Source organism: Escherichia sp. SCLE84 (assembly GCF_012584495.1).
Classification (GTDB): Bacteria; Pseudomonadota; Gammaproteobacteria; order Enterobacterales; family Enterobacteriaceae; genus ECMA0423.
The window spans coordinates 2817879-2841004 of sequence record NZ_CP051430.1 but is presented as its reverse complement, the minus strand read 5'-3'; the positions used below and the strand labels follow the sequence as shown (position 1 = coordinate 2841004).

At 51.2% G+C, this 23126-nt stretch carries 17 protein-coding genes and 2 pseudogenes; 14 read left to right on the top strand and 5 right to left on the bottom strand.

What is annotated here, in order from left to right; genetic code table 11:
• Positions 1-4: 4 nt before the first annotated feature.
• The 6 genes and pseudogenes from HGD79_RS13845 to HGD79_RS13820 form a co-directional block, all read left to right on the top strand.
• Positions 5-748, top strand: coding sequence for a C40 family peptidase (locus tag HGD79_RS13845; protein WP_124064715.1), 744 nt, complete (start codon positions 5-7; stop codon positions 746-748).
• On the top strand, positions 646-1293 hold the full coding sequence (locus tag HGD79_RS13840; protein WP_168848425.1) for a tail assembly protein: 648 nt from the start codon (positions 646-648) through the stop codon (positions 1291-1293). Before HGD79_RS13845 ends, HGD79_RS13840 begins: the two co-directional genes overlap by 103 nt.
• Positions 1294-1353: 60 nt before the next feature.
• Positions 1354-4749 (top strand): host specificity protein J, encoded by a 3396-nt coding sequence (locus HGD79_RS13835; RefSeq protein ID WP_168848424.1) that lies wholly within the window; start codon positions 1354-1356, stop codon positions 4747-4749.
• A gap of 68 nt (positions 4750-4817) precedes the next feature.
• Positions 4818-5417: an Ail/Lom family outer membrane beta-barrel protein gene (locus HGD79_RS13830; protein ID WP_069354224.1), complete on the top strand. Its 600-nt coding sequence runs from the start codon at positions 4818-4820 to the stop codon at positions 5415-5417.
• A gap of 64 nt (positions 5418-5481) precedes the next feature.
• Positions 5482-8964, top strand: a pseudogene (locus HGD79_RS13825) (prophage tail fiber N-terminal domain-containing protein).
• 36 nt (positions 8965-9000) lie between these two features.
• Positions 9001-9147: pseudogene (locus HGD79_RS13820) on the top strand (tail fiber assembly protein); the annotation flags it as partial.
• 115 nt (positions 9148-9262) lie between these two features.
• On the opposite strand, the gene HGD79_RS13815 reads toward HGD79_RS13820, so the two are convergent.
• Both HGD79_RS13815 and HGD79_RS13810 read right to left on the bottom strand, forming a co-directional pair.
• Entirely contained in the window at positions 9263-9511 is a 249-nt protein-coding gene (locus tag HGD79_RS13815) for a DinI-like family protein (protein ID WP_001217553.1), read from the bottom strand.
• Between the two features lie 61 nt (positions 9512-9572).
• Entirely contained in the window at positions 9573-10670 is a 1098-nt protein-coding gene (locus HGD79_RS13810; RefSeq protein ID WP_000332276.1) for a site-specific integrase, read from the bottom strand.
• Positions 10671-10758: 88 nt separating this feature from the next.
• Here HGD79_RS13810 and dusA point away from each other — a divergent pair, with 88 nt between their 5' ends.
• Both dusA and pspG read left to right on the top strand, forming a co-directional pair.
• A complete protein-coding gene (gene dusA / locus HGD79_RS13805) occupies positions 10759-11796 on the top strand; it encodes a tRNA dihydrouridine(20/20a) synthase DusA (protein ID WP_000543828.1) in 1038 nt (345 codons plus the stop codon).
• Between the two features lie 133 nt (positions 11797-11929).
• The gene (gene pspG, locus HGD79_RS13800; protein WP_000891404.1) at positions 11930-12172 is read left to right on the top strand and encodes an envelope stress response protein PspG; all 243 of its coding nucleotides are present in this window, start codon (positions 11930-11932) and stop codon (positions 12170-12172) included.
• 165 nt (positions 12173-12337) lie between these two features.
• Here pspG and HGD79_RS13795 read toward each other — a convergent pair whose 3' ends face one another.
• Positions 12338-13321, bottom strand: a complete 984-nt coding sequence (locus HGD79_RS13795) for a quinone oxidoreductase (RefSeq protein ID WP_000235516.1) — start codon at positions 13319-13321, stop codon at positions 12338-12340.
• An 82-nt stretch (positions 13322-13403) separates the two neighbouring features.
• Between HGD79_RS13795 and dnaB the strand changes: the two genes are divergently transcribed.
• The 3 genes from dnaB to tyrB all read left to right on the top strand — a co-directional run bounded on the left by dnaB (position 13404) and on the right by tyrB (position 17397).
• Entirely contained in the window at positions 13404-14819 is a 1416-nt protein-coding gene (gene dnaB, locus HGD79_RS13790) for a replicative DNA helicase (RefSeq protein ID WP_000918363.1), read from the top strand.
• 52 nt (positions 14820-14871) lie between these two features.
• The gene (gene alr / locus HGD79_RS13785) at positions 14872-15951 is read left to right on the top strand and encodes an alanine racemase (RefSeq protein WP_001147328.1); all 1080 of its coding nucleotides are present in this window, start codon (positions 14872-14874) and stop codon (positions 15949-15951) included.
• 252 nt (positions 15952-16203) lie between these two features.
• Positions 16204-17397, top strand: coding sequence for an aromatic amino acid transaminase (tyrB, locus tag HGD79_RS13780; RefSeq protein WP_000486966.1), 1194 nt, complete (start codon positions 16204-16206; stop codon positions 17395-17397).
• A gap of 324 nt (positions 17398-17721) precedes the next feature.
• Here tyrB and HGD79_RS26650 read toward each other — a convergent pair whose 3' ends face one another.
• Positions 17722-18102: a hypothetical protein gene (locus HGD79_RS26650; RefSeq protein ID WP_001472715.1), complete on the bottom strand. Its 381-nt coding sequence runs from the start codon at positions 18100-18102 to the stop codon at positions 17722-17724.
• Positions 18103-18504: 402 nt separating this feature from the next.
• On the opposite strand from HGD79_RS26650, the gene aphA reads away from it, so the two are divergent.
• The 3 genes from aphA to HGD79_RS13760 all read left to right on the top strand — a co-directional run bounded on the left by aphA (position 18505) and on the right by HGD79_RS13760 (position 20105).
• Complete coding sequence (aphA, locus tag HGD79_RS13770) at positions 18505-19218, top strand: acid phosphatase AphA (protein WP_001307512.1); 714 nt, start codon at positions 18505-18507, stop codon at positions 19216-19218.
• A 110-nt stretch (positions 19219-19328) separates the two neighbouring features.
• Positions 19329-19745 (top strand): secondary thiamine-phosphate synthase enzyme YjbQ, encoded by a 417-nt coding sequence (locus tag HGD79_RS13765; RefSeq protein ID WP_000270375.1) that lies wholly within the window; start codon positions 19329-19331, stop codon positions 19743-19745.
• A gap of 3 nt (positions 19746-19748) precedes the next feature.
• On the top strand, positions 19749-20105 hold the full coding sequence (locus HGD79_RS13760) for an MmcQ/YjbR family DNA-binding protein (protein ID WP_000155657.1): 357 nt from the start codon (positions 19749-19751) through the stop codon (positions 20103-20105).
• A gap of 34 nt (positions 20106-20139) precedes the next feature.
• Here HGD79_RS13760 and uvrA read toward each other — a convergent pair whose 3' ends face one another.
• Complete coding sequence (uvrA, locus tag HGD79_RS13755) at positions 20140-22962, bottom strand: excinuclease ABC subunit UvrA (protein WP_000357740.1); 2823 nt, start codon at positions 22960-22962, stop codon at positions 20140-20142.
• Between the last annotated feature and the right edge of the window lie 164 nt (positions 22963-23126).

The window sequence follows — 23126 nt, the reverse complement described above, 5'->3', positions numbered from 1 at the left end:
TCCCATGACACAGACAGAATCAGCGATTCTGGCGCACGCCCGGCGATGTGCGCCAGCGGAGTCGTGCGGCTTCGTGGTAAGCACGCCGGAGGGGGAAAGATATTTCCCCTGCGTGAATATCTCCGGTGAGCCGGAGGAGTATTTCCGGATGTCGCCGGAGGACTGGCTGCAGGCAGAAATGCAGGGTGAGATTGTGGCGCTGGTCCACAGTCACCCCGGTGGTCTGCCCTGGCTGAGTGAGGCCGATCGGCGGCTGCAGGTGCAGAGTGATTTGTCGTGGTGGCTGGTCTGCCGGGGGGCGATTTACAAGTTCCGCTGTGTGCCACATCTTACCGGGCGGCGCTTTGAGCACGGGGTGACGGACTGTTACACGCTGTTCCGGGATGCTTACCATCTGGCGGGGATTGAGATGCCGGATTTTCATCGCGAGGATGACTGGTGGCGTAACGGTCAGAATCTCTATCTGGATAATCTGGAGGCCACAGGGCTGTATCAGGTGCCGTTGTCAGCGGCGCAGCCGGGCGATGTGCTGCTGTGCTGTTTTGGTTCATCGGTGCCGAATCATGCCGCCATTTACTGTGGTGACGGCGAGCTGCTGCACCATATTCCTGAACAACTGAGCAAACGAGAGAGGTATACCGACAAATGGCAGCGACGCACACACTCCCTCTGGCGTCACCGGGCATGGCACGCATCTGCCTTTACGGGGATTTACAACGATTTGGTCGCCGCATCGACCTTCGTGTGAAAACGGGGGCTGAAGCCATCCGGGCGCTGGCCACGCAGCTTCCGGCGTTTCGCCAGAAACTGAATGAGGGCTGGTATCAGGTGCGCATTTCCGGGCGTGATGCAGGCGAAAACGAATTATCTGCCCGTCTTAATGAGCCGCTGGCAAATGGTGCCGTGATCCACATCGTGCCGCGTCTGGCGGGAGCTAAAAGTGGCGGTGTGTTTCAGGTGGTGCTTGGGGCGGCGCTGATTGCGGTGGCATGGTGGAACCCTGTGGGCTGGCTGGGGGCCGCGGCTGTATCGGGCATGTATGCGGCAGGGGCCAGTATGATCCTGGGCGGAGTGGCGCAGATGCTGGCACCGAAAGCCAGGACGCCCACGGCAGCCAGTACAGATAACGGCAAACAGAACACCTATTTCTCCTCACTGGATAACATGGTTGCCCAGGGCAATGTTCTGCCTGTTCTGTACGGTGAAATGCGCGTGGGGTCACGTGTGGTTTCTCAGGAGATCAGCACGGCAGACGAAGGGGATGGTGGTCAGGTTGTGGTGATTGGTCGCTGATGCAAAATGTTTTATGTGAAACCGCCTCCGGGCGGTTTTGTCGTTTATGGAGCGTGAGGAATGGGTAAAGGCAGCAGTAAGGGGCATACCCCGCGCGAAGCAAAGGACAACCTGAAGTCCACGCAGTTGCTGAGTGTGATCGATGCCATCAGCGAAGGGCCGATTGAAGGTCCGGTGGATGGATTAAAAAGCGTGCTGCTGAACAGTACACCGGTGCTGGACAGTGAGGGGAATACTAACATCTCCGGTGTCACGGTGGTGTTCCGGGCCGGTGAGCAGGAACAGACACCGCCGGAGGGATTTGAATCATCAGGTTCCGAGACGGTACTGGGTACGGAAGTGAAATACGACACGCCGATCACCCGGACCATCACGTCGGCAAACATTGACCGTCTGCGCTTTACCTTCGGTGTGCAGGCACTGGTGGAAACCACCTCAAAGGGGGACAGGAATCCGTCGGAAGTTCGCCTGCTGGTTCAGATACAACGTAACGGTGGCTGGGTGACGGAAAAAGACATCACCATTAAGGGCAAAACCACCTCGCAGTATCTGGCCTCGGTAGTGGTGGATAATCTGCCGCCGCGCCCGTTCAACATCCGGATGCGCAGGATGACGCCGGACAGCACCACAGACCAGCTGCAGAACAAAACGCTCTGGTCGTCATACACCGAAATCATCGATGTGAAACAGTGCTACCCGAACACGGCACTGGTCGGCGTACAGGTGGATTCGGAGCAGTTCGGCAGCCAGCAGGTGAGCCGTAATTATCATCTTCGCGGGCGTATTCTGCAGGTGCCGTCGAACTATAACCCGCAGACGCGGCAATACAGCGGTATCTGGGACGGAACGTTTAAGCCAGCATACAGCAACAACATGGCCTGGTGTCTGTGGGATATGCTGACCCACCCGCGCTACGGCATGGGGAAACGTCTTGGTGCGGCGGATGTGGATAAATGGGCGCTGTATGTCATCGGCCAGTGTTGCGACCAGTCGGTACCGGACGGTTTTGGCGGCACGGAGCCGCGCATCACCTGTAATGCCTGGCTGACCACACAGCGTAAGGCGTGGGATGTTCTCAGTGATTTCTGCTCGGCGATGCGCTGTATGCCGGTATGGAACGGGCAGACGCTGACGTTCGTGCAGGACCGACCATCAGATAAGGTGTGGACCTATAACCGCAGTAATGTGGTGATGCCGGATGATGGCGCGCCGTTCCGCTACAGCTTCAGCGCCCTGAAGGACCGCCATAATGCCGTTGAGGTGAACTGGATTGACCCGGATAACGGCTGGGAGACGGCGACAGAGCTTGTGGAGGACACGCAGGCCATTGCCCGTTACGGTCGTAACGTCACGAAGATGGATGCCTTTGGCTGTACCAGCCGGGGGCAGGCGCACCGCGCCGGGCTGTGGCTGATTAAAACGGAACTGCTGGAAACGCAGACCGTGGACTTCAGCGTGGGTGCGGAAGGGCTTCGCTATGTACCGGGGGATGTCATTGAAATCTGCGATGATGACTATGCGGGTATCAGCATCGGCGGGCGCGTGCTGGCGGTGAACAGCCAGACCCGGACGCTGACGCTCGACCGTGAAATCACGCTGCCATCCTCCGGTACCACGCTGATAAGCCTGGTTGACGGAAGTGGCAATCCGGTCAGCGTGGAGGTCCAGTCCGTCACCGACGGCGTGAAGGTGAAAGTGAGCCGGGTTCCTGACGGCGTTGCCGGATACAGCGTGTGGGGGCTGAAGCTGCCGACGCTGCGCCAGCGCCTGTTCCGCTGTGTGAGTATCCGTGAGAACGACGACGGCACGTATGCCATCACTGCCGTGCAGCATGTACCGGAGAAAGAAGCCATCGTGGATAACGGGGCGCACTTTGACGGTGACCAGAGCGGCACGGTGAATGGTGTCACGCCGCCAGCAGTGCAGCATCTGACCGCCGAAGTCACCGCAGACAGCGGGGAATATCAGGTGCTGGCGCGATGGGACACGCCGAAGGTGGTGAAGGGCGTGAGCTTTATGCTTCGCCTGACCGTGGCAGCGGATGACGGCAGTGAGCGGCTGGTCAGCACGGCCAGGACGACGGAAACCACATACCGCTTCACGCAACTGGCGCTGGGGAACTACAGGCTGACGGTCCGGGCGGTAAATGCGTGGGGACAGCAGGGCGATCCGGCGTCGGTATCGTTCCGGATCGCCGCACCGGCAGCACCGTCGCGGATTGAGCTGACGCCGGGCTATTTTCAGATAACCGCAACGCCGCATCTTGCGGTTTATGATCCGACGGTACAGTTTGAGTTCTGGTTCTCGGAAAAGCGGATTACCGATATCAGGCAGGTTGAAACCACAGCCCGCTATCTTGGCACGGGGCTGTACTGGATAGCCGCCAGTATCAATATCAAACCGGGCCATGATTATTATTTTTACGTTCGCAGTGTGAACACCGTTGGCAAATCGGCATTTGTGGAGGCCGTCGGTCGGGCGAGCGATGATGCGGAAGGTTACCTGGATTTTTTCAAAGGCAAGATAACCGAATCCCATCTCGGCAAGGAGTTGCTGGAAAAAGTCGAGCTGACGGAGGATAACGCCAGCAGACTGGAGGAGTTTTCGAAAGAGTGGAAGGACGCTAACGATAAATGGAACGCCATGTGGGGCGTCAAAATTGAGCAGACCGAAGACGGTAAGCATTATGTCGCGGGGCTTGGCCTCAGCATGGAGGATACAGAGGAAGGCAAACTGAGCCAGTTTCTGGTTGCCGCCAATCGTATCGCGTTTATTGACCCGGCAAACGGGAATGAAACGCCGATGTTTGTGGCGCAGGGTAACCAGATATTCATGAACGACGTGTTCCTCAAACGCCTGACGGCCCCCACCATTACCAGTGGTGGAAATCCACCGGTATTTTCCCTGACACCGGACGGAAAGCTGACCGCTAAAAATGCGGATATCAGTGGCAGTGTGAATGCGAACGCCGGGACGCTCAACAATGTCACGATTAACGAGAACTGTCGGGTTCTGGGAAAACTGTCCGCGAACCAGATTGAAGGCGATCTCGTTAAAACAGTGGGCAAAGCTTTCCCCCGGGACTCCCGTGCACCGGAGCGGTGGCCATCAGGGACCATTACCGTCAGGGTTTATGACGATCAGCCGTTTGACCGGCAGATTGTTATTCCCGCGGTGGCGTTTCGTGGCGCTAAACATGAGCGGGAGAATAACGATATTTATTCGTCATGCCGCCTGATAGTGAAGAAAAACGGTGCTGAAATTTATAACCGTACCGCGCTGGATAATACGCTGGTTTATACAGGTGTTATTGATATGCCTGCTGGTCGCGGTCACATGACGCTGGAGTTTTCGGTATCAGCGTGGCTGGTAAATGACTGGTATCCCACAGCCAGTATCAGCGATTTGCTGGTTGTGGTGATGAAGAAATCCACAGCAGGTATCACGATTAGCTGAATTTTCATAACCCCAATACGGGCGCCAGAAATGGCGCCTTTTTTATTGCAGAAAAGCGAGAGGTAATTATGCGTAAAGTTTATGCAGCCATTTTGTCCGCAGCCATCTGTCTGGCCGTATCCGGTGCGCCTGCATGGGCGTCTGAACATCAGTCCACACTGAGCGCGGGGTATCTTCATGCCTCGACGAACGTTCCCGGTAGTGATGATCTGAACGGGATTAACGTGAAATACCGTTATGAGTTTACGGACACGCTGGGGCTGATTACGTCATTCAGTTATGCCAACGCTGAAGATGAGCAAAAAACGCATTACAGCGATACCCGCTGGCATGAGGATTCCGTGCGTAACCGCTGGTTCAGCGTGATGGCGGGGCCGTCTGTACGCGTGAATGAATGGTTCAGCGCGTATGCGATGGCGGGTGTGGCTTACAGCCGTGTGTCGACTTTCTCCGGGGATTATCTCCGCGTAACTGACAACAAGGGGAAAACGCACGATGTGCTGACCGGAAGTGATGACGGTCGCCACAGCAACACGTCTCTGGCGTGGGGGGCTGGCGTGCAGTTTAACCCGACCGAATCCGTGGCCATTGATATTGCTTATGAAGGCTCCGGCAGTGGCGACTGGCGCACTGACGGTTTCATCGTGGGTGTCGGTTATAAATTCTGATTAGCCAGGTAACACAGTGTTATGACAGCCCGCCGGTTCAGGCGGGCTTTTTTGTGGGGTGAATATGGCAGTAAAGATTTCAGGTGTACTGAAAGACGGTGCAGGTAAACCGGTACAGAACTGCACAATCCAGCTGAAAGCAAAACGTAACAGCACCACGGTGGTGGTGAACACGGTGGCATCTGAAAATCCGGATGAAGCAGGGCGTTACAGCATGGACGTTGAGTACGGTCAGTACAGCGTTATTCTGTTGGTGGAAGGCTTCCCGCCATCGCATGCCGGGATCATCACCGTGTATGAAGACTCACAACCGGGTACGCTGAATGATTTTCTCGGTGCCATGACGGAGGATGATGCCCGTCCGGAGGCACTGCGCCGCTTTGAACTGATGGTGGAAGAGGTGGCGCGTAACGCGTCCGCAGTGGAACAGAACACGGCAGCCGCGAAGAAGTCAGCCAGCGATGCCGGCACATCAGCCCGTGAGGCGGCAACCCATGCGACTGATGCTGCAGGCTCAGCACGTGCAGCCAGCACATCAGCCGGACAGGCCGCGTCGTCGGCTCAGTCAGCTTCTTCCAGCGCAGGAACGGCATCAACAAAGGCTACTGAAGCATCAAAAAGTGCTGCCGCTGCAGAGTCCTCAAAAAGCGCGGCGGCTACCAGTGCCGGTGCGGCGAAAACGTCAGAAACGAATGCTGCAGCGTCACAAAAATCAGCAGCCACTTCTGCATCCACCGCGACCACGAAAGCGTCAGAAGCTGCCACCTCAGCCCGGGATGCGGCGGCCTCAAAAGAGGCAGCGAAATCATCAGAAACGAACGCATCATCAAGTGCCAGTAGTGCAGCTTCCTCGGCAACGGCGGCAGGAAATTCCGCGAAGGCCGCAAAAACGTCTGAGACGAGTGCGGATAACAGCGCACAGGCGGCAGCAGACTCACAAACTGCATCAGCAAACTCCGCGACAGCAGCCAAAAAATCAGAAACCAACGCGAAAAATAGCGAGGCAGCAGCAAAGAGCAGCGAAACCAACGCTAAAGCCAGCGAAACTAATGCTAAATCCAGTGAAACCAATGCGGCAAAATCAGCAGCAGATGCGCTTAACTATCGCAACCAGGCGCAAGTAATTGTTGGCGATAATATCGGTCTTGGCTCAGCCCCGCGTGATTGTCCTGATATTTCCGGCAACCCATCAGGGTATATCGGATTTATGCGCATTATGAGTAATGCAAAAGGCTTTCCATCGATTGCATCCGGTGAAAGCAGTCTTACGGGGTTTATTAGTCAGGTAGATGGAACACCAGCGTATACAGGTGTATTTCAGGGATGGACTACGCGCTCGCTTTATACTTATCGCTGGAATCCGACAATAGGCCCGCAATGGACACGCCACGCAAGAAAAGATGAGGTTATCCGATTTCAGCGTTCAAGCGACACAAGAACCATCATTTTATCTACTGACGTTCAGGCGGACGGCTGTTACTTACAGGTTGATGCTGACGGTCAGTGGGGCGCATTTAACCCTAAAGCTGGTAGATAGCAACCGCTCGCAGTTGCGCAAGGTGGCACTGGGGCGAATGATGCAAGTACAGCGCGCTCTAAACTTGAAGTCATGTTTGAAGCAAAAACTGGCCTTGATGCGAATACGAACTTAAACGATATAAAAGGTACTACAGCCGGTTTTTATTACCAACCAATGTCTGCCAACGCAAAGCCAGAACTAAATTACCCGATACAGCTTGCTGGTGCATTGTTAGTGCAAAGAACTGGTGCTAATGGTAGTGATGGTTGTATCCAGAGCTATTTTGTATATAACAATTCATCAATTCTTTATAGAAGGATATATACCAGCACACAAGGTTGGAGTGTATGGAAAAAAATAGTATTAACAGAAAGAATTGAAGAAGGCGAATCGACAACTTACGTTTATTCGAATTACTCACCATCAGCGCCACGACTTCAGGTGTCAACATCTGGATTGTGGGGTTGCCATAACGGATCGTCATGGGTTCCATTACCTATTGGACAAGGAGGCACTAATGCGGCAACTGTTGATGGTGCCAGAACGAATCTTGGCTTAGGTAGGAACAACAGCCCTCAACTTAACAGTCTATTTCTTGATAGATATAGTGATTCGACCAATACATACACATCTAGTGGAATTCTCCATACAAGACTGTTAGCAACTGACAGCACTGTGCGTCTTGGTGCTGATATGTATGTTGAAACTTTATCAAATGAGCCAGGTCAATTAACAATAAGGTTTACATACGATGGTTCAACTGGTGCTTCAAAATATCTAAACCTTAACTCAGAAGGTAATTTAATTGTAGATAGTGCGATACTGAAATCAACGGTTGAAAAACCTTTACAAATAAGGAGCGCTAACCCAGCAATAAGATTTAATGAAACAGATCGCCCGGCTAACACGCCTACTTATACTCTCATTGCTAATGCTGGCGACTGGTTTATTCAGAAACGCGATTATGATGATGCCGGAAGCGTTAGTAACGCAATTGCATATAATTTCGCAAACGACAGAATTGATGTGCAGAATCTTAAAGCGTCTGGGTTAATTACAGCTAACTCAGTAACAACATCATCACCAGTTAAATCCGGTGGAGGTAGGGTAGAGATACTTGGTAGCGTTGCAGATTTTTCTACAATGTCATGCTATGTTCGCGGCCTTAACAGTACAGGTAGTTCCGCTGCGTGGGTGTTAGGTATGCACTCAGGCGAAAGCAAAATGGTGTCACTTAAGAACTACCATAGTAATGCAGAGATTCTACTTAATGGCAGTGATGGAGCAGTTCAACTCAAAACAGGTGCTGTTAACGGTGCTAAAGCGCAGGCGCTCACTATCAACAAGGATGAGGTTAACTCAACTGTTGATTTAACCCTTACAAAACAATCAGGGACTGGCAATCGTTTTGTTTTACAGAACTTAGGTAATACAGAACTATCATTTGCCGCAAAAGTATGGGGATCAAGTGATCGACAAAACGTTTTTGAGGTTGGAACGTCTGCTGCATATCTGTTTTATGCGCAAAAAACATCAGCAGGCCAGTTGTTTGATGTAAATGGCGCTATTAATTGCACAACGCTGAATCAGTCATCAGACCGCGACCTTAAAGACGATATTCGCGTTATCAGCGACGCGACGAAAGCAATCCGTAAAATGAACGGGTACACCTACACGCTCAAGGAAAACGGAATGCCTTATGCTGGCGTTATTGCACAGGAAGTAATGGAGGCGATACCTGAAGCTGTGGGATCGTTTACTCATTATGGTGAAGAGTTGCAAGGTCCGACCGTTGACGGCAACGAGCTACGCGAAGAAACTCGCTATCTTAATGTTGACTACTCCGCCGTGACGGGGTTACTTGTTCAGGTCGCCCGTGAAACAGATGATCGCGTTACTGCGCTGGAAGAGGAAAACACAACGCTACGTGAAAATCTGGCAACAGCAGACACCCGGATCACCACTCTGGAAAATCAGGTAAGCGAACTGGTTGCACTTGTCCGGCAGTTAACAGTAAGCGAACATTGATATCCTTCAAGCCCTGAAGGAGGCTGTTCCTGGTACGTTCAGACTGTTGTTGAGCTGGAGATCGCAACGGAGGAAGAGAAAGCGTTACTGGCCGCATGGAAAACATATCGGGTGTTGCTGAACCGTGTTGATACATCAACTGTACCTGATATTGAGTGGCCGGAAGAACCAGACACAATGTAAGCGAAAAAGAAAAACCGCAGACACGACGTATGCAGGACGTGCTGCGGTTGGCTGGTGAACTTTCGATAGTGCGAGTATTGAATGATTTCCAGCCGTTACCGATTTTACGTGTTAATTAGTGAACAAACCACTCGTCAGCAGATTCCCAGGTATCTTTCAGAGTCTCCTGAACAAAAGTTTTTGCAGAATCCTTATCTGCGGTGCGTGTAACAGAAAGGCCATCGTTGCTGGTGGCTTTTACGATCACCTCTACATCGTCATAACGTTTACTGATGCGTCGGGTTAATTCTTCCTTTAACGCATCCACAGCACCGGTTGGCATTTTAGTCATTTTTTCTTTGGCTATGCAGATTTCAATACGCATAAAAGTCCCTCTATACTGTGTTTGTATACAGTATTATTTTTAACTGTATGGATAAACAGTGTCAAGAGGTCTTATTTCTGCTCCTTTGGAGCTCTTCAAAACGATTATGTAAAGATTTCGGATACAGTTCGGTATATACCTGCCATAGCACGTTTAATGAACGATGTCCTGTAACCTGGGCGACTTCCTCAATACTAAAACCAGCCTCAAATAAGCGACTTGCCCCTTCTCTACGTAAATCATGGTATCGCAGATCTTTAATACCTAATTTGCTTCTTACCCTCTGGAATCCCGCAGTAACAGAAGTGCTGTTATATGGAAAAATGAATTCCGATTTTTGGGGCTGTCGTTGGACGATATCCCAGGCTTCCCCAAGCAAGGCTACTTTCATGTGGTTGCCTTCCTTTTTGCGTGGATCTTTCCTGTCTCTTACGAGTATAGATTTTTGTTCCTGGTCGAGATCTTCCCATCGTAACCGGCATACTTCTCCGATTCGCATACAGGACCACACAGAAAATTTGAGGATATCAACGAACGGAATTTTTGAGCATTTATGAGTAGATCGTTGTTGAAGGCCTTCAATGAGCATGTCCAGTTCATCAGATGCTGGTCTACGATTACGACGGTTTGATTTACCAATCAAACCAAGTTTAAGTAGATATGGACGAGCACTTTTCGCCGGGTTTGATGTGTAATTAATGCCGTATACAGGTTTGGCCGCATCCAGAACACTGCCAAGATAACTAACATCGTGGCTGACTGTTGCTGGACCTGCACCAGCGTTGTTTCTTAGCCTGCAATGTTCAATTACGTCATTTTCTGTCAGTTCGGATAGTTTGATCGCGGAGATGTCACTATCCATAAGCAGTTCCAGCACATATCTTTTAGTACGGCCTGCTTTACCTCCGGCATTTGGGTCATTTAAATATTTGTGTAGTAAGTCACGGACTGTAAGTCCGTCAACTGCATTTGATGATGGAATGCCATATAGATCTAATTCCATCACTTTCTGTGTGCCCCATGTTTTGGCATGAGCATGTTTAGGGAATGTTTTGCTTTCCCTGTAAGTGATAACACCTTTTTCTTTGATAATCACATTACAGCGATAGCGTGGTGTGCCATCGGATTTTAGTCGTTTCTCTATGTTATAGTACGCCATTACACGACCTCGTTATTTCGGGTTCCCATAAAACGTGGGAACCTGTGCGGGAACCTAACGCGAGAAAAATAGCCTGAAATGTTCAAAAATGCACGATAATCATGAAACACAAAAAATTAATCAAACCAGCGTGATGCCTGAAAAAACTGGTGTTTACTGGAATTCTCGGTTTAGCATTGCTCCTATGCTCGACTGGACGGACAGACATTGCCGCTATTTCTTGCGTCTGCTTTCCCGCAATACGTTGCTGTATACCGAAATGGTGACCACAGGGGCGATTATTCACGGTAAAGGTGATTACCTGGCGTACAGTGAAGAAGAACATCCGGTAGCGTTGCAACTCGGCGGTAGCGATCCGGCGGCGCTGGCACAGTGTGCGAAGCTGGCAGAAGCGCGTGGATATGATGAGATCAACCTGAATGTCGGCTGCCCGTCTGACCGGGTGCAGAACGGCATGTTTGGTGCGTGTCTGATGGGTAATGCGCAGCTGGTTGCCGACTGTGTGAAAGCGATGCGCGATGTGGTGTCGATTCCAGTGACGGTGAAAACGCGTATTGGCATCGATGACCAGGACAGCTATGAATTTCTCTGCGATTTCATCAACACTGTTTCCGGCAAAGGCGAGTGTGAGATGTTTATCATCCACGCACGTAAAGCCTGGCTTTCGGGGTTAAGCCCGAAAGAAAACCGTGAAATCCCGCCGCTCGATTATCCGCGTGTGTATCAACTGAAGCGTGACTTTCCGCATCTGACAATGTCGATTAACGGTGGTATCAAGTCGCTGGAAGAGGCCAAAGCACACCTGCAACATATGGATGGCGTGATGGTCGGGCGCGAGGCGTATCAGAATCCGGGTATTCTGGCGGCAGTAGACCGGGAGATCTTTGGTTCCTCGGATACCGATGCCGATCCGGTGGCGGTAGTGCGCGCCATGTATCCGTACATTGAGCGTGAACTCAGCCAGGGGACGTATCTCGGCCATATTACCCGGCATATGTTGGGCTTGTTCCAGGGTATTCCTGGCGCGCGGCAGTGGCGGCGTTATTTAAGTGAAAATGCCCATAAAGCGGGTGCAGACATTAATGTGCTGGAACACGCGCTCAAACTGGTGGCGGATAAGCGTTAACTTTTCACCAAAAAGTAGTCAAATTCACCACGCCCTGCGCACCGTCGCGGGGCGTTTTGCTGTTAAATCAATAGATTATTTTTGGCATGATTCTTGTAATGCCAGCAAGAGATTTCATATTTGGGAGAGCATCATGCTGGAACTACTTTTTGTGATTGGCTTTTTTGTCATGCTGATGGTCACCGGCGTTTCGTTGCTGGGCATTATCGCCGCGCTGGTTGTGGCGACGGCCATTATGTTCCTCGGCGGTATGCTGGCATTGATGATTAAGTTGCTGCCGTGGTTACTACTGGCGATTGCGGTGGTGTGGGTTATTAAGGCGATTAAAGCACCAAAAGTGCCGAAATATCAGCGTTATGACCGCTGGCGTTACTAAGGGATTGTGCGGATGATCACAACCTAAGGTTTTATCCTTAGAACAAAATAGGAATTGATAATCAAATCTGTCACTATTGCGCCTCTAACAGATTCATCGTGCTGTACCCTACATACAGCCGAACTATAAAAAGAAAGGGCTTCCCAGGTGGAAGCCCTATTTCTTTTATGGAATCAACAGGCTGGAACCTTGCGTCGCCCGGCTTTCCAGAATCTCATGCGCACGCTGCGCATCCTTCAGCGGATATTTCTGCTGCTCGGCGACATCGACCTTAATCACACCGCTGGCAATTAAAGAGAACAGTTCATTACTGGCCTCGGTTAATTCCTCCCGCGTGGTGATATAGCCTTGCAGGGAAGGGCGTGTCACATACAACGAGCCTTTTTGATTGAGAATGCCTAAGTTCACACCGGTAACCGCACCTGATGAGTTGCCAAAACTGACCATTAAGCCGCGGCGTTGCAGGCAATCCAGCGACCGTTCCCAGGTGTCTCTGCCCACGGAATCGTACACCACGCGCACTTTCTTACCGCCGGTGATCTCTTTTAACCGCTCGACCAGATCCTCTTCACGATAGTTAATAACCTGCCACGCGCCCGCTTTTAGCGCGCTCTGCGCTTTTTGCGCGGTTCCTACGGTGCCGATAAGTTTCGCGCCCAGGGCTTTTGCCCACTGGCAGGCAATCAAGCCAACGCCGCCAGCTGCTGCGTGGAACAGGAACTGCTCATCGGGTTTAATTTCATAGGTTTTGCGCAGCAGATAATAAACCGTTAAGCCTTTCAGGAAAGATGCTGCAGCTTGCTCAAAAGAAATTGCCGCAGGCAGAATCGCCGCTTTATCCGCATTAATGTTATGCACAGAGCTGTAAGCGCCTAACGCCGACTGCGCATAGACTACACGATCGCCTGCCTTAATATGCTTTACACCACTGCCGACTTTACTCACGATGCCTGCCGCTTCGGTACCTAATCCGCTGGGTAGTGATGGCGGCGGGTAAAGGCCGCTGCGGATATACGTGTCGATAAAATTGATGCCGATGGCTTTATTTTCGACCTGGATTTCATTCTCTGCCGGATCGGCAGGAGTGAACTCTACGGCTTGAAGTACTTCCGGGCCACCGTGCTTGTGAAATTCAATTCGTGTTGCCATGTGTCCTCCAGAACGTATCGTCAGGGTCTGCTTCATATGGTAAAGTTTCGACCCATTCTTTATCTCGGTAACTCCATTCACTATGGCAGGAAATAAACCCTTCAACAAACAGCAGGCTGAACCCCGCGAACGCGATCCACAAGTTGCCGGGCTGAAAGTGCCTCCGCACTCGATCGAAGCGGAGCAGTCGGTGTTGGGCGGTTTAATGCTGGATAACGAACGCTGGGACGATGTAGCCGAGCGTGTGGTGGCAGACGATTTTTACACCCGCCCACACCGCCATATCTTTACTGAAATGGCGCGTTTGCAGGAAAGCGGTAGTCCTATCGATCTGATTACCCTTGCGGAATCGCTGGAACGCCAGGGGCAACTCGATAGCGTCGGTGGTTTTGCTTATCTGGCAGAGCTGTCAAAAAATACGCCAAGTGCGGCGAACATCAGTGCTTATGCTGACATCGTGCGTGAACGTGCCGTTGTCCGTGAGATGATCTCGGTTGCGAATGAGATTGCTGAAGCCGGTTTTGATCCGCAGGGGCGTACCAGCGAAGATCTGCTGGACCTTGCTGAATCCCGCGTCTTTAAAATTGCCGAAAGTCGTGCAAACAAAGACGAAGGGCCGAAGAACATCGCCGATGTGCTCGACGCAACCGTGGCGCGTATTGAGCAGTTGTTTCAGCAGCCACACGATGGCGTTACCGGAGTAAACACCGGTTATGACGATCTCAACAAAAAAACCGCTGGCTTGCAGCCGTCGGATTTGATCATCGTCGCCGCGCGTCCGTCGATGGGTAAAACAACATTTGCGATGAACCTCGTCGAAAACGCGGCGATGTTGCAGGATAAACCAGTACTTATCTTCTCGCTGGAGATGCCATCAGAACAGATCATGATGCGTTCTCTGGCGTCGCTGTCGCGCGTTGACCAGACTAAAATCCGTACCGGGCAGCTCGATGATGAAGACTGGGCGCGCATTTCCGGCACCATGGGTATTTTGCTCGAAAAACGCAATATTTATATCGATGACTCCTCCGGCCTGACGCCAACGGAAGTGCGTTCCCGCGCACGCCGTATTGCCCGTGAACACGGCGGCATCGGGCTTATCATGATCGACTACCTGCAACTGATGCGCGTACCGGCGCTTTCCGATAACCGTACGCTGGAAATTGCAGAAATCTCTCGCTCGCTGAAAGCACTGGCGAAAGAACTGAACGTGCCGGTGGTGGCGCTGTCCCAGTTGAACCGTTCTCTGGAACAACGTGCCGACAAACGCCCGGTCAACTCCGACCTGCGTGAATCTGGCTCTATCGAGCAGGATGCGGACTTGATCATGTTTATCTATCGTGATGAGGTGTATCACGAAAACAGTGATTTAAAAGGCATCGCGGAAATTATTATCGGTAAACAACGTAACGGCCCAATCGGGACGGTACGCCTGACCTTTAACGGTCAATGGTCGCGCTTCGACAACTATGCGGGGCCGCAGTACGACGACGAATAATAATTATTTTATGAATTAGGTAATTAAAGCAAACACTTATCAAGGAACACAAATGCAAGCGGCAACTGTTGTGATTAACCGCCGCGCTCTGCGACACAACCTGCAACGTCTTCGTGAACTGGCCCCTGCCAGTAAAATGGTTGCGGTGGTGAAAGCGAACGCTTATGGTCACGGTCTTCTTGAGACCGCGCGAACGCTCCCCGATGCTGACGCCTTTGGCGTAGCCCGTCTCGAAGAAGCTCTGCGACTGCGTGCGGGGGGAATCACCAAACCTGTACTGTTACTCGAAGGCTTTTTTGATGCCAGAGATCTGCCGACGATTTCTGCGCAACATTTTCATACCGCCGTGCATAACGAAGAACAGCTGGCTGCGCTGGAAGAGGCTAGCCTGGACGAGCCGGTTACCGTCTGGATGAAACTCGATACCGGTATGCACCGTCTGGGCGTAAGGCCGGAACAGGCTGAGGCGTTTTATCATCGCCTGACCCAGTGCAAAAACGTTCGTCAGCCGGTGAATATCGTCAGCCATTTTGCGCGCGCGGATGAACCAAAATGTGGCGCAACCGAGAAACAACTCGCTATCTTTAATACCTTTTGCGAAGGCAAACCTGGTCAACGTTCCATTGCCGCATCGGGTGGCATTCTGCTGTGGCCACAGTCGCATTTTGACTGGGTGCGCCCGGGCATCATTCTTTATGGCGTCTCGCCGCTGGAAGATCGCTCCACCGGTGCCGATTTTGGCTGTCAGCCAGTGATGTCACTAACCTCCAGCCTGATTGCCGTGCGTGAGCATAAAGCCGGAGAACCTGTTGGTTATGGTGGAACCTGGGTAAGCGAACGTGATACCCGTCTTGGCGTAGTCGCGATGGGCTATGGCGATGGTTATCCGCGCGCCGCGCCGTCCGGTACGCCAGTGCTGGTGAACGGTCGCGAAGTACCGATTGTCGGGCGCGTGGCGATGGATATGATCTGCGTAGACTTAGGTCCACAAGCGCAGGACAAAGCCGGGGATCCGGTCATTTTATGGGGCGAAGGTTTGCCCGTAGAACGTATCGCTGAAATGACAAAAGTGAGCGCTTACGAACTTATCACTCGCCTGACTTCAAGGGTCGCGATGAAATACGTGGATTAATCGTTCTGTAATATTTGATTGTCTGTGCCGGATGCGGCGTGAATGCCTTATCCGGCCAATAAAATCCTAAAAATTCAATAAGTTGATGTTCTTTCATGCTCTTATAAAGGTCGTGCCTCTGGCGGATGTACGTTTGTCATGAGTCTCACTCTGTTGCTAATTGCCGTTCGCTCCTGAACATCCACTCGATCTTCGCCTTCTTCCGGTTTATTGTGTTTTAACCACCTGCCCGTAAACCTGGAGAACCATCGCGTGTTTCAAAAAGTTGACGCCTACGCTGGCGACCCGATTCTTACGCTTATGGAGCGTTTTAAAGAAGACCCTCGCAGCGACAAAGTGAATTTAAGTATCGGTCTGTACTACAACGAAGACGGAATTATTCCACAACTGAAAGCCGTGGCGGAGGCGGAAGCGCGCCTGAATGCGCAGCCTCATGGCGCTTCGCTTTATTTACCGATGGAAGGGCTTAACAGCTATCGCCATGCCATTGCGCCGCTGCTGTTTGGTGCGGACCATCCGGTACTGAAACAACAGCGCGTAGCAACCATTCAAACCCTTGGCGGCTCCGGGGCATTGAAAGTGGGCGCGGATTTCCTGAAACGCTACTTCCCGGAATCAGGCGTCTGGGTCAGCGATCCTACCTGGGAAAACCACGTAGCAATATTCGCCGGGGCTGGATTCGAAGTGAGTACTTACCCCTGGTATGACGAAGCGACTAACGGCGTGCGCTTTAATGACCTGTTGGCGACGCTGAAAACATTACCTGCCCGCAGTATTGTGTTGCTGCATCCATGTTGCCACAACCCAACGGGTGCCGATCTCACTAATGACCAGTGGGATGCGGTGATTGAAATTCTCAAAGCCCGCGAGCTTATTCCATTCCTCGATATTGCCTATCAAGGATTTGGTGCCGGTATGGAAGAGGATGCCTACGCTATTCGCGCCATTGCCAGCGCTGGATTACCCGCTCTGGTGAGCAATTCGTTCTCGAAAATTTTCTCCCTTTACGGCGAGCGCGTCGGCGGACTTTCTGTTATGTGTGAAGATGCCGAAGCCGCTGGCCGCGTACTGGGGCAATTGAAAGCAACAGTTCGCCGCAACTACTCCAGCCCGCCGAATTTTGGTGCGCAGGTGGTGGCTGCAGTGCTGAATGACGAGGCATTGAAAGCCAGCTGGCTGGCGGAAGTAGAAGAGATGCGTACTCGCATTCTGGCAATGCGTCAGGAACTGGTGAAGGTATTAAGCACAGAGATGCCAGAACGCAATTTCGATTATCTGCTTAATCAGCGCGGCATGTTCAGTTATACCGGTTTAAGTGCCGCTCAGGTTGACCGACTACGTGAAGAATTTGGTGTCTATCTCATCGCCAGCGGTCGCATGTGTGTCGCCGGGTTAAATACGGCAAATGTACAACGTGTGGCAAAGGCGTTTGCTGCGGTGATGTAATGCAGGAAAGCAGGCTGGAGCTACCCAGCCTGCAGTGAAATTAAACTGTCGTCGCTTTCACTCTTTCTTTATAGATGATTTTTTTGATGCCATCGTTCTACGTGAGAGATAATAAACGTTGTTAGTTCTTTTATTGTTAAGCTTATCCCAATTATCTGGAATTCCTTATCCTGTTTTTTTGGGTGGAGTAATAATTTCTGCACATCTAACCATTATTAAATTTAATAATAAGTATCGGGTTTGTTACGATAGAATATTTCTATATCCTCAAGAATATGCTTTGCCTTATTGCCTGTGACTTTCTGAGATTCAATTATAGTATCGTTAAATTCTAATGTTAAAGAGACTCTTTTTTCCGCTTTGTGTAAGTTTAACCTTATATTGATTACCAATATCAAATAAAAAGGTCCTGTAATGAGAATAATCACCTTTAACCTCCTCGGCAAAACAGCAAAGCGTGCAAATATACATAAAGTCTTTCTTACCCCTGATTTTGTTAACTAAATCAATAAATGCGTGAAAAACTTTACTTGCAATAGAACTTGATACTTCTTCTCCAGGTCTACAAAAATCTTTTGCAATTTTTAACTGTGTTTCTATGTATAAAAAGAAATCTTTGGCATAAGAGATATCTTTATTATTTAGTGCATCTAGCTCAACAGGTAAAGATGTCGTTTTGTTGCTATTCACATATGATATATTCATATCATCATCTCCATCGCGAGTAATAAAATTAGTCACCATTGTAGGGTAGGGGGGCTGGTCAATCAGAAATCATCTTTATAAACTTCGATTGTTTTTGTAATGCTGTATCATTAAGTTCATTAAATCGTACAGCAGATAAATGTTCTATCAAATTTCGCTCATTTGCCGAGGATTCATCATAATAAACGTAAAATTAATGTATCCTTACATCGAGTAATAAACATTTTTTATACAAAAAAAGACAGGAACGTATTTACTGGGTTAAATATAATCATCCTGCTTTTCATCACAAAAACCGCAGATAATCCTTCCTTTCCCCGGCAGCTGGCGTTATGGTCAGATGGTTTTTGCAACAAATCTCACAATAAAAAGTTTCAACATACTGACTATTTAGGGAAAAATATGCGCAAGATCACACAGGCAATCAGTGCCGTTTGCTTATTGTTCGCTCTAAACAGTTCCGCTGTTGCCCTGGCCTCATCTCCTTCACCGCTTAACCCTGGGACTAACGTTGCCAGGCTTGCTGAACAGGCACCAATTCATTGGGTTTCGGTCGCACAAATTGAAAATAGCCTCGCAGGGCGTCCGCCAATGGCGGTGGGGTTTGATATCGATGACACGGTACTTTTTTCCAGCCCGGGCTTCTGGCGCGGCAAAAAAACCTTCTCACCAGAAAGCGAAGATTATCTGAAAAATCCTGTGTTCTGGGAAAAAATGAACAATGGCTGGGATGAATTCAGCATTCCAAAAGAGGTCGCTCGCCAGCTGATTGATATGCATGTACGCCGCGGTGACGCGATCTTCTTTGTGACTGGTCGTAGCCCGACGAAAACAGAAACGGTTTCAAAAACGCTGGCGGATAATTTTCATATTCCTGTCACCAACATGAATCCGGTGATCTTTGCGGGCGATAAACCAGGGCAAAATACAAAATCGCAATGGCTGCAGGATAAAAATATCCGAATTTTTTATGGCGATTCCGATAACGATATTACCGCTGCACGCGATGTCGGCGCTCGTGGTATCCGCATTCTGCGCGCCTCCAACTCTACCTACAAACCCTTGCCACAAGCGGGTGCGTTTGGTGAAGAGGTGATCGTCAATTCAGAATACTGACAGAGCGGGAGAGCGTGACACTCTCCCGAATGCTGTTTTTTTAATCACACCTTTATCCTTTCGCTGTCTTGCTGCAAACTGATTAAGAGAGTTTTATCAAGGAGCAGCACATGTGGTATCAAAAGACGCTCACGCTTAGCGCCAAATCTCGTGGGTTTCATCTGGTAACGGATGAAATTCTGAATCAGCTGGCTGATATGCCGCGCGTTAACATCGGCTTACTGCATCTGTTGCTGCAACATACCTCCGCCTCTCTGACACTTAATGAGAACTGCGATCCCACCGTACGCCACGACATGGAGCGTTTTTTCCTCCGCACCGTTCCCGACAACGGAAATTATGAGCATGACTATGAGGGAGCAGACGATATGCCTTCTCATATCAAATCCTCAATGCTGGGAACATCGCTTGTATTGCCGGTACATAAAGGGCGTATTCAGACCGGCACCTGGCAAGGCATCTGGCTGGGGGAACATCGCATCCACGGCGGATCGCGTCGCATCATCGCGACACTACAAGGGGAGTAAAAAATGACCATTTCGGAGTTGCTACAATATTGCATGGCAAAACCAGGCGCAGAACAGAGCGTGCATAACGACTGGAAAGCGACGCAGATCAAAGTGGAAGATGTACTGTTTGCGATGGTGAAAGAAGTAGAAAATCGCCCAGCTGTTTCGCTGAAAACCAGCCCGGAGCTGGCGGAGCTGCTACGTCAGCAGCACAGCGATGTGCGTCCTAGCCGCCATCTGAATAAAGCGCACTGGAGCACCGTGTATCTCGACGGTTCGCTGCCGGATTCGCAAATCTATTATCTGGTGGATGCGTCTTATCAGCAGGCAGTGAATTTACTACCGGAAGAAAAGCGTAAATTGCTGGTACAACTCTGAAAGGAAAAGGCCGCTCAGAAAGCGGCCTTAACGATTACAGCATCGGCTTGAGGAAGCGTGCCGTATGCGAAGCTTCGCACTCCGCGACGGTTTCTGGCGTACCGGAGACGAGGATTTCGCCGCCGCCACTGCCGCCTTCTGGTCCCAGGTCGACAATCCAGTCAGCGGTTTTGATCACGTCGAGATTGTGCTCAATCACCACAATGGTATTGCCCTGATCGCGCAGTTTATGCAGCACGTCGAGGAGTTGCTGAATATCGGCGAAGTGCAGACCGGTGGTCGGCTCGTCGAGAATATACAGCGTCTGCCCGGTGCCGCGTTTTGACAGCTCACGCGCCAGCTTCACGCGCTGGGCTTCACCACCAGAAAGTGTGGTTGCGGACTGCCCCAGGCGAATGTACGTCAGACCAACGTCCATCAACGTTTGCAGCTTACGCGCCAGAGCTGGCACCGCATCAAAGAACTCACGCGCCTCTTCGATGGTCATATCCAGCACTTCGTGGATGGTTTTGCCTTTGTACTTAATTTCCAGCGTTTCACGGTTATAGCGTTTACCTTTGCACTGATCGCACGGCACGTAGATATCCGGCAGGAAGTGCATCTCCACTTTGATCACACCGTCGCCCTGACAGGCTTCGCAGCGCCCGCCACGGACGTTAAAGCTGAAACGTCCTGGCGTATAACCACGCGCACGGGATTCCGGTACGCCCGCAAACAGTTCGCGCACAGGTGTAAACACGCCGGTATAGGTCGCCGGGTTAGAACGTGGAGTACGACCAATTGGGCTTTGGTCGATATCGATCACTTTATCGAAATGCTCCAGCCCCTGAATATCGCGATACGGTGCCGGTTCGGCGATGGTCGCACCATTCAACTGGCGTTGGGCAATCGGGAACAGTGTGTCGTTAATCAGCGTCGATTTACCGGAACCTGAAACCCCTGTGATGCAGGTAAACAGACCGACTGGCAGCGTGAGCGTCACGTCCTTCAGGTTGTTGCCGCGTGCGCCTGTCAGCTTCAGCACTTTTTCCGGATTTGCCGGAACGCGTTTCTTCGGCACTTCAATCTTGCGTTTACCGCTCATGTACTGTCCGGTTAACGACTCCGGCACCGCCATAATCGCTTCCAGTGGACCTTCCGCGACCACTTCACCGCCGTGAACACCCGCACCAGGACCGATATCGATCACATGGTCAGCGGCGCGAATTGCGTCTTCGTCATGCTCCACCACAATCACGGTATTACCGAGATCGCGCAGATGGATAAGCGTACCCAACAGGCGCTCGTTATCGCGCTGGTGCAGGCCGATAGACGGCTCGTCCAGTACATACATAACGCCAACCAGGCCCGCACCAATCTGGCTCGCCAGACGGATACGCTGGGCTTCACCGCCGGAAAGTGTTTCTGCCGAGCGGGAAAGTGTCAGGTAATTCAGGCCGACGTTAACGAGGAATTTCAGACGATCGCCGATCTCTTTAAGGATTTTTTCTGCAATCTTCGCCCGCTGACCAGCTAGTTTGAGATTGTTGAAGAATTCCATCGCATGACCGATGCTCATGTCGGAGATAGCAGGCAGCGGCGTATTCTCGACATAAACGTGGCGCGCTTCCCGACGCAGACGCGTCCCTTCGCAGCTGGCGCATGGGCGATTGCTGATAAACTTGGCTAATTCTTCACGTACCGCACTGGATTCTGTCTCTTTATAACGGCGCTCCATATTGTGCAGCACGCCTTCGAACGGATGACGACGGATGGAGGTATCGCCACGATCGTTCATGTATTTGAATTCAATGTTTTCTTTGCCAGAACCGTACAACACCACTTTATGCACGTTCGCGCTCAGGCTGCCCCACGGCGCTTCGACGTCGAACTTATAGTGATCTGCCAGCGATTTCAGCATCTGGAAGTAATAGAAGTTGCGGCGATCCCAGCCACGGATCGCACCGCCAGCCAGTGACAGCTCGGGGTTTTGGATCACGCGGTCAGGATCGAAATATTGCTGTACGCCAAGGCCGTCACAGGTTGGGCAGGCACCTGCCGGGTTGTTAAACGAAAACAGTCGCGGCTCCAGTTCACGCATACTGTAGCCGCAAATTGGGCAGGCGAAGTTGGCGGAGAACAGCAGCTCTTCCGCTTTCGGGTCGTCCATATCCGCCACTACCGCTGTACCACCGGAAAGCTCCAGCGCGGTTTCAAACGACTCCGCAAGACGTTGGGTAAGATCGTCACGCACCTTGAAGCGATCAACCACCACTTCAATAGTGTGTTTCTTTTGCAGTTCCAGTTTCGGCGGATCGGAAAGATCGCAGACTTCGCCATCAATACGAGCACGGATGTAACCCTGGCTTGCCAGGTTCTCCAGCGTTTTGGTGTGTTCGCCTTTGCGCTCTTTAATGATTGGCGCGAGTAGCATCAGACGCTTGCCTTCCGGCTGCGACAGCACGTTATCCACCATCTGGCTGACGGTTTGCGCCGCCAGCGGGACGTCGTGGTCCGGACAGCGCGGTTCGCCGACGCGGGCGAACAACAAACGCAAATAGTCGTGGATTTCGGTGATTGTCCCCACCGTAGAACGCGGGTTATGAGACGTCGATTTCTGCTCAATTGAGATGGCAGGAGAAAGCCCCTCAATATGATCGACGTCCGGCTTTTCCATCAGTGACAGAAACTGCCGCGCGTAGGCGGAAAGGGATTCAACGTAACGGCGCTGCCCTTCGGCATATAAGGTGTCGAAAGCGAGCGAGGATTTGCCAGAACCCGAAAGCCCGGTCACGACAATGAGCTTGTCGCGGGGGATAACGAGGTTGATGTTTTTGAGATTATGGGTGCGGGCGCCCCGAACTTCGATCTTATCCATTCACCTTTCCCGGATTAAACGCTTTTTTGCCCGGTGGCATGGTGCTACCGGCGATCACAAACGGTTAATTATGACACAAATTGACCTGAATGAATATACAGTATTGGAATGCATTATCCGGAGTGTTGTGTAACAATGTCTGGCCAGGTTTGTTTCCCGGAACC

Coding starts and splice junctions, on each gene's coding strand:
- pspG (WP_000891404.1), top strand. CDS start 11,930: ATGCTGGAACTACTTTTTGTGATTGGCTTTTTTGTCATGCTGATGGTC.
- HGD79_RS13830 (WP_069354224.1), top strand. CDS start 4,818: ATGCGTAAAGTTTATGCAGCCATTTTGTCCGCAGCCATCTGTCTGGCC.
- HGD79_RS13815 (WP_001217553.1), bottom strand. CDS start 9,511: ATGCGTATTGAAATCTGCATAGCCAAAGAAAAAATGACTAAAATGCCA.
- uvrA (WP_000357740.1), bottom strand. CDS start 22,962: ATGGATAAGATCGAAGTTCGGGGCGCCCGCACCCATAATCTCAAAAAC.
- HGD79_RS13845 (WP_124064715.1), top strand. CDS start 5: ATGACACAGACAGAATCAGCGATTCTGGCGCACGCCCGGCGATGTGCG.
- alr (WP_001147328.1), top strand. CDS start 14,872: ATGCAAGCGGCAACTGTTGTGATTAACCGCCGCGCTCTGCGACACAAC.
- HGD79_RS13810 (WP_000332276.1), bottom strand. CDS start 10,670: ATGGCGTACTATAACATAGAGAAACGACTAAAATCCGATGGCACACCA.
- HGD79_RS13795 (WP_000235516.1), bottom strand. CDS start 13,321: ATGGCAACACGAATTGAATTTCACAAGCACGGTGGCCCGGAAGTACTT.
- HGD79_RS13765 (WP_000270375.1), top strand. CDS start 19,329: ATGTGGTATCAAAAGACGCTCACGCTTAGCGCCAAATCTCGTGGGTTT.
- aphA (WP_001307512.1), top strand. CDS start 18,505: ATGCGCAAGATCACACAGGCAATCAGTGCCGTTTGCTTATTGTTCGCT.
- HGD79_RS13760 (WP_000155657.1), top strand. CDS start 19,749: ATGACCATTTCGGAGTTGCTACAATATTGCATGGCAAAACCAGGCGCA.
- dusA (WP_000543828.1), top strand. CDS start 10,759: ATGCACGATAATCATGAAACACAAAAAATTAATCAAACCAGCGTGATG.
- HGD79_RS13840 (WP_168848425.1), top strand. CDS start 646: ATGGCAGCGACGCACACACTCCCTCTGGCGTCACCGGGCATGGCACGC.
- HGD79_RS26650 (WP_001472715.1), bottom strand. CDS start 18,102: ATGAATATATCATATGTGAATAGCAACAAAACGACATCTTTACCTGTT.
- dnaB (WP_000918363.1), top strand. CDS start 13,404: ATGGCAGGAAATAAACCCTTCAACAAACAGCAGGCTGAACCCCGCGAA.
- HGD79_RS13835 (WP_168848424.1), top strand. CDS start 1,354: ATGGGTAAAGGCAGCAGTAAGGGGCATACCCCGCGCGAAGCAAAGGAC.